Below are 1,674 nucleotides of genomic sequence, written 5' to 3'. Positions count from 1 at the left end.
CGTGCCTGGTGGAGGTTGTCAGGCGGGAGGAGCCCGCCACACACAGCAAGGAGCAGACATGACCAACACCGACACCAACCCAAGCGACGAACCCGGCCCGGAAGCCGCCCACTGCGAATACTGCATGTCACCAGACCGGCCCGTAGCCGGCCGATGCCACCACTGCGGCACCCCCATATGCCGCGCATGCACCATCAAATGCATCGCGTGCAGGAAAACCTTCTGCCCTGGCTGCTACCTGATTTGCGACTCATGCGACAGCACCGTATGCACCCAATGCGCACAATACCCCTACGATGACGACCCATGGTGCCCGGACTGCGCCGCCCACGAGACGGACAGCCTCGAACCCGAATACCACGACCCCTACCAGGACGTCCCCGGCGACGAGCACCTGACCATCGGCCTCGAAATCGAGGTCGACGGCCCGCACGACCATCAGGCCTTCGTCGACAGCGACCTGATAGCCGGATGGTGCATGGACGGAAGCCTTGACCGGGAAGGGTGGGAGTACCAGACCCAGCCGCTGGCCACCGACCCGCAGACCCTTTCAAGACTCCATGACCTGATAGCCGGCATAGTGCCCCGCAAAAGCCAGGAGAACGCCGGCGGCCACATCCACATCAGCCGCGCCAGCGGCCAGTACGCCGCCGATTGGGCGCACGCCCTTGACGGGCTGGACGCGAACCAAGCCGCATGGCTGAACATGCGGCACGCGGACCACGAGCAGAACCGGTGGTGCCGCTTCACCGACTACTACCACGGCAAGGAAGTGGCCGTCAACGACGACCACGACGACACCATCGAGCTCAGGACGTTCGGCCCATGGAACGCCGACAGCGCCGAACAGCTCCTCCCGGCCATCAAGTGGATTAAGACCATGTGGCGGCTGTTCCAGCGCCACCCCGCCAGCCTGACGGCGGAGGGCATCGAAGCCGCCAGCCGCACCGCCTGGGCCGACGCGGTGCCCGAATCGGCCCGCGAAAAGGCGGTGGACTGAGCATGTGCGTCATCTGCACCGCCGGGGCCGGCGCCATGCCCAGCAGCCTTCAGCTCGCCCAGATGAGCGACGCCAACCCCGACGGGGCGGGCGTCGCCTGGTTCGACGGCCGGAAGCTGCACCGGTACCGCAATCCGGACAACGACAAGACCCTGGGCTTCATCATCCGCAACCGGGCCGCCCTGGCCAGCATGCCCGTGCTCATGCACTTCCGGCTGGCCACCAACGGCCCCGTGTGCGAGCAGAACACCCACCCGTTCGCATGGAGCCGCGACGGCAGGCAAGGGTACATGGCCCACAACGGCATAAGCCGCCGCTACAGCCACGGCCCCCACCAATGCGACAGCCGCAACGCCATCGCCGCATGGGAGCAGGGGGCCGACCTCAGCCAGGGCACGGAAGGCTACTTCGCCTCCATCGACCAGACCGGCCGCCTCGACTGGCTCACCCCCGGCACCCCCATCCCCGGCGAGCAGGGCACCATCACCGTCAGCAACACCGTATGGATGGCCGCCGGACTCGACTACGGCTATGACTACCAGCTTTACCCCTACTGGGGTGAGGACGAAGACGAGGAGGACCTCCGGTAAGCCTGCCCCTGCCGGCCAGGGGCCGGCAGGCCCGGGACCGGCCCCAGGCGACGGCTCCCGGCCCCCTGTTGATGGGGGCCACTC

Annotated in this window: 2 protein-coding genes; both read left to right on the top strand. The window is 67.3% G+C overall.

The window, feature by feature from the left end; translation table 11 throughout:
* A partial coding sequence (locus H3T89_RS08820; protein ID WP_198216883.1) for a hypothetical protein occupies positions 1 to 1,000 on the top strand: 1,000 nt, incomplete at its 5' end.
* 2 nt (positions 1,001 to 1,002) lie between these two features.
* Positions 1,003 to 1,590, top strand: a complete 588-nt coding sequence (locus H3T89_RS08815; RefSeq protein ID WP_198216882.1) for a class II glutamine amidotransferase — start codon at positions 1,003 to 1,005, stop codon at positions 1,588 to 1,590.
* Positions 1,591 to 1,674: the final 84 nt, after the last annotated feature.

Source organism: Bifidobacterium sp. W8114, assembly GCF_016101165.1.
GTDB lineage: Bacteria > Actinomycetota > Actinomycetes > Actinomycetales > Bifidobacteriaceae > Bombiscardovia > Bombiscardovia asteroides.
This window is presented reverse-complemented; position numbering and strand designations above follow the sequence as displayed.